A 4,773-nucleotide genomic window follows, 5' to 3' on the forward strand; every position below is an offset into this window, starting at 1 on the left:
TTTGTGGTCGGTGATTTTTAAACCTCGTTTTGGTCATAAGCCTCTGTACAGGCGCTTGAGAATCTCAAGGGCCCGAGTCAGATACCTAAGTGATGAATCGGGATTTGGATTGATCGTATTGGCTTAACCATGACACGCATGACGACGGGCGGTGGAAGGTTGCGAGTGGTTATGCCGTGGATAACTGATGGCCGGTACATGCCGGCCACTGCGCTGACTTTTGGAGACCAGACATTGGCCAGCTCATGCCGCTTGGTGAGCGGCTTGTAAACACCGATAGCACCTAACAGGATGGTGAAAAACTCCCCGATCTTTCCCCTTACCCCTCCCCGGAAGGCTTTTTTCGGGCGGGAAATCGGGTTTTCCGCCGGTCTGTCCGGCCTTTCTGCCCCCGAGCCAGGGCTTTTCCGCCCCCTTCGTCCGCTTCTGGGCAGACTTCGGGCGCCCCCCGCCTCAGGCAGGCGCTGCCCGCGCCTCGGATCTAAAGCTCCCTATTGCGCGGCCTGTCGATATGTTCCATCGGTGCCAATTCAATTCGATCGGCAGTGACGTGGCAATGCGGCGCGCCATTGGCAATGTTGTAACTGTTGCGGTGATGGAAGGGGCGAAAGCTGTCTGCGCGCTCCGACACATCGGGCATGACTTTCTCGATTTTCCAGCCGAATTCGGTATCCGTGACGCCGTAATGCTCTCGGTATATCCAGGCACCGCATTCGTCCTTGCGCCATTGGGTGGCGTCGTGATCCTGCATGACGCGACCTTTCTCCCAGATGGTTTGAATGGTGTCCTCATCAAAAGTCATTTGTGGCCTCTATCAGGAAGGGGGTTTCTCTGTCATCAGGTGGTTCAGGCTAGGCGCTCCGTGCACCGCATCGGCCAGAGCCGATGCGGTAAGCCATCGGTCAGCGACAGCCAAAGCAACATCCAGCCGGAAAACATCAGGTCGATGCCCACTAAAAGGCCCAATAACCAAATGGCAGCGGCCGGCCATTGGGCAATGACCAGGAGCCCAAGCAGCATCGAGAGGACTCCTCCGGCGAGCGGCAAACCCCAATGTTCCAAGGGGCGCAGCCGGAGCGCTTGGGCGATACGAAAAGCGCCGTTGGCCAGAAAGAGTATCGCGATCAGGAATGTGATCGACGGGATGCCGCTCATGGGGAACAAGATCAGTAACTGGCCGACCGCAAGGGTGAGCAGACCACTTAAGAGTGACGGCCAAAAGCCGACCCGGTGTCGCAGGCGAAAGGCATGGAGGCCCTGCCCGATGCCGGAGAAGACCAGAATCCAGGCGATCGTCAGTTCCGTCGCCAGAGTGGCGACGAACGGAAAGAAGATCGCAGCCACGCCTAGAAGGATCAACCGATGCCAAGTACGAGAACCCCCCTTCCAATGTTCCCGCACACCATCCATTCCCGCGCGCGAAGCAGTCGAAGAGGACCGTAAGGATGAGAGGCGCATAAGATATGTCCTTATATCGAAATATCGAAGCCCATTTATGGACAATGACGATCTGGAATCGTTTTTGTTCAAATTGTGTCTATTCCCGGTTGCTACGAGCTCCGTGGAGCTGGCTGGCTCGCCTCACCGGCGTCCACATGCAGCGGTGGGGACGAAAGGACAGGCGGCTTGGGAAGCCCAGCGGCATTTTGGTGTTATGAGCGCCAAGTTGACTATCCGACTAGGCTTGAAATCACGGCACTGAGAAGAAAGAGAACAAGCCCGCAGAGGATAGAGTCCAAACGCTTATCTAAGGCTCCGGCGGGCAGTGGCTCAACGCCGGGCGGTCCGGCTGACGGGCTATCTACGAGATCAAAGGAGGCGTATCGAAATGACGGAGATTCCAAACTGGTGGATGAAGGGTGATTGGTTCGACGCCTGTAGCTGCAACGTTCCCTGTCCTTGTACCTTCGCCCAGGCGCCGACGGGTAACCACTGCGAAGGCATCATGGCTTACCACATCCGTGAAGGTGCCTTCGGAAGCGTCCGGCTCGACGACCTCGCTTACTGGCGGGCCGAGATTCCCGTGCGGGTGAAGGCATTTGCCGAGGCGCTCTCGGGTCCGACCACGCCCGCTGGCGCTAGGGTGCAGCTCCACAATGCGCCCGGGTCGGAGGTGGGCCCCGGCCAGATCGCCACCTGGGCGCGGGCCTCGGATAACGAAGTGGACGCCTTCGGCTTTAGGTGGAACTGGGCCGGCCAGTCGAGCAAGCATATTCCCTTCGACTGGACCGGCCCTGTCTAGCTCCCTCTTCCGGTCCCCTCGGACTCCTCCGCACCCCAGCCAGCCGGCGCAGCGTGGGAACGAGAGGACGAGACGTCGCAATCCGTTTCTCTTCCCCATCTCGCTGAACTCGGAGTCTTCCGGTGAACGCCGCGGGTGATGACCCGGTCCAAAACCTAAGCAATCGATCTTTCCTAAGGCGGCGATTCATGAGAGCCGAACATCCAAGCCTAGCCCGCCGGCTGTTGCTGCAATGCCTTGCCTTGACTGCCGGAATGTTTACCGTAGGCGGCGCGTTTGCCGCGGAACCGACTCGAACGCCGCGGCAAACCCAGGGTCCTTTTTATCCGAACCGGCTCCCGCCGGACACCGACAACGACCTTCTGATCGTGAACGACTCCGTCACGCCGGCAGCCGGGGACGTGACGCATCTCACGGGACGGATTCTCGGCCCGGCCGGAGAGCCCGTTCCCAATGCCATCGTCGAAATCTGGCAGGTGGATCATCAGGGCATTTACTTGCACACCGCGAGTCCCAATCGTGAACGGCGCGACGAGAATTTCCAGGGCTTCGGGCGATGCCTGACCGGTCCAGGCGGCGAGTACTACTTCCGCACCATCAAACCCGTGCCTTATGCCGCCGGCGTCCAGCGCGCGCCGCACATTCACGTCATCGTCAACAAAGGCGGGCAGCGGATGCTGACCACGCAGCTGTACGTCAAGGGCCATCCGTTGAATGAACAGGACTTCGTTCTCAAAGGCATCCGGGACAAGGCGGCTCGCGAATCGGTCCTGGTCGATTTCACGCCGGCCGCCGATTCGCGGATCGGGGGACTGACAGCACGTTTTGACATCGTGATCGGGAAAACTCCGGAAGCCCCCTTGGAAGACTAGCAGGGCGTCGGCAAAGAATTGCCGACCTACTCCGGCTTCTTTCTCCTCTTCTTTTGGCCGTATGCCGCTCGGCCAAAACAAATGTCAAAAAAAGAGTGCCGGATCGGGCTCTTTTCGAATCGGCGCAAGTCAAAGGGGAAGGGCTAACCCTTTTGGAGATTTTTCATGCCTAAGGATAACCCAACCAATAGTTACGAAGACTTTCTGCTGAACGAACTCGCGGGACTGAGCGGACTCGACGACGAAGAGGTACGGGAGATTTTGAAGAAGATCGAGGAAGAGAAGGCTGAACACGAGAACGACGCCGCCGAGAAGAGACATTGAGCCGCTTTGTCGAGAGAAAACCCTGAAAAGCGGCCGTGGGCCTAAAAGGCGGAATACAAAAGCCCGGAACCGATTCCGGGCTTTTTCTTGGGCGAATCACGCCCCCGCCGCTCAGCCGTGCGTCGTCGCTTTGAATTGCCTCAACAGCGCTCGCGCGGCACCTTCCGATGAGGCCGGGTTCTGTCCGGTAATCAAATGGCCGTCGGTCACCACATGTGGTTTCCAGTTCTCGGCTTTCGAATAGTTGCCGCCATTTTCGCGCAACATGTCTTCCACCAGGAACGGAACCACCTCGGTAAGCCCGATTTCTTCCTCCTCGGTGTTGGCGAAGCCGGTGACCGACTTTCCTCTCACCAGGGGAGAACCGTCCGCGGTCTTTGCATGGCGGAACGCGCCCGGTCCGTGGCACACCGCGGCCACGGGCTTGCCGGCCGCGTACACGGCTTCGATCAATGCGATGGAATCCGGATCTTCGGCGAGATCCCACATGGGGCCGTGGCCGCCGGGATAGAACACGGCATCGTAATCGGCATCCGAGACTAGCGACAGCTTGACGGTGTGGGCTAGCGCGACTTTCGCGGCCGAGTCCTGGTTGAAGCGCATGATCGACTCGGTTTGCGCATCCGGATGAAAGCTTTTGGGGTCCACCGGCGGCTGCCCGCCCTCGGGCGAAGCCAGAACAATGTCTACGCCGGCATCGCTGAAGACGTAGTACGGCGCGGCGAATTCTTCCAGCCAGAATCCGGTTCTCTCGCCCGTCGTGCCGAGCCTATCGTGTGAGGTCAATACCATCAGGATGTTCATCGTCGTTTCTCCATTCAGCTTACGGCCAAGGCGATCTTGCCGAAGTGGGCGCCCCGCTCCATGTGGCGAAGGGCATCGGGCAACTCGCCGAACCGAAACACGCGGTCCACCACGGGCCGCATCCGGTGCTGCGCGATGGCCTCGTTCATGGCCTCGAACATCGCTCGACTGCCGACGAAGATGCCTTGCACGCACATGTTCTTCATCAGAATGGGCGTGGGATCGACCTGGCCGCCGCCGGACAGAACGCCGATCAGGCTGATACGCCCGCCCATGCGCACGGCTCGGAGCGATTGGCCGAGGGTGCCGGCGCCGCCGACCTCGACGACATGATCGACACCGACGCCGTCGGTGAGTTCGCGCACGAATCGGCCCCATTCGGGCGTGTTCTTGTAGTTGATGCCTTCCAAAGCGCCGAGATCGAGCGCTCGCGCAAGTTTTTCGTCACTGCTGGAGGTGGCGATCACTCGCGCTCCGGACAGCTTCGCGAACTGCAACGCGAATAATGAGACGCCGCCGGTGCCCAACGTC

Annotated in this window: 7 protein-coding genes; 3 read left to right on the top strand and 4 right to left on the bottom strand. The window is 59.6% G+C overall.

Annotated elements, in window-relative coordinates; genetic code table 11:
- Positions 1–481: 481 nt before the first annotated feature.
- Positions 482–802, bottom strand: coding sequence for a hypothetical protein (locus tag ABJK70_RS20425; RefSeq protein WP_086132747.1), 321 nt, complete (start codon positions 800–802; stop codon positions 482–484).
- 44 nt (positions 803–846) lie between these two features.
- Complete coding sequence (locus tag ABJK70_RS20430; RefSeq protein WP_086132746.1) at positions 847–1,458, bottom strand: HdeD family acid-resistance protein; 612 nt, start codon at positions 1,456–1,458, stop codon at positions 847–849.
- A 370-nt stretch (positions 1,459–1,828) separates the two neighbouring features.
- Here ABJK70_RS20430 and ABJK70_RS20435 point away from each other — a divergent pair, with 370 nt between their 5' ends.
- From ABJK70_RS20435 to ABJK70_RS20445, 3 genes are all read left to right on the top strand, one after another.
- Positions 1,829–2,242, top strand: a complete 414-nt coding sequence (locus tag ABJK70_RS20435; RefSeq protein ID WP_086132745.1) for a DUF1326 domain-containing protein — start codon at positions 1,829–1,831, stop codon at positions 2,240–2,242.
- Between the two features lie 188 nt (positions 2,243–2,430).
- On the top strand, positions 2,431–3,114 hold the full coding sequence (locus ABJK70_RS20440; protein WP_347258930.1) for a protocatechuate 3,4-dioxygenase: 684 nt from the start codon (positions 2,431–2,433) through the stop codon (positions 3,112–3,114).
- A 165-nt stretch (positions 3,115–3,279) separates the two neighbouring features.
- Positions 3,280–3,438, top strand: a complete 159-nt coding sequence (locus ABJK70_RS20445) for a hypothetical protein (protein ID WP_347258931.1) — start codon at positions 3,280–3,282, stop codon at positions 3,436–3,438.
- Positions 3,439–3,549: 111 nt separating this feature from the next.
- Here ABJK70_RS20445 and ABJK70_RS20450 read toward each other — a convergent pair whose 3' ends face one another.
- Together ABJK70_RS20450 and ABJK70_RS20455 are read right to left on the bottom strand one after the other, a co-directional pair.
- Positions 3,550–4,242, bottom strand: a complete 693-nt coding sequence (locus ABJK70_RS20450) for a type 1 glutamine amidotransferase domain-containing protein (protein ID WP_347258932.1) — start codon at positions 4,240–4,242, stop codon at positions 3,550–3,552.
- A 14-nt stretch (positions 4,243–4,256) separates the two neighbouring features.
- Positions 4,257–4,773 (bottom strand): NAD(P)-dependent alcohol dehydrogenase (locus tag ABJK70_RS20455; RefSeq protein ID WP_347258933.1); only part of this gene is annotated, 517 nt, incomplete at its 5' end.

It is taken from the genome of Methylocaldum sp., from assembly GCF_039794385.1.
In the GTDB taxonomy this organism is placed as follows: Bacteria; Pseudomonadota; Gammaproteobacteria; order Methylococcales; family Methylococcaceae; genus Methylocaldum.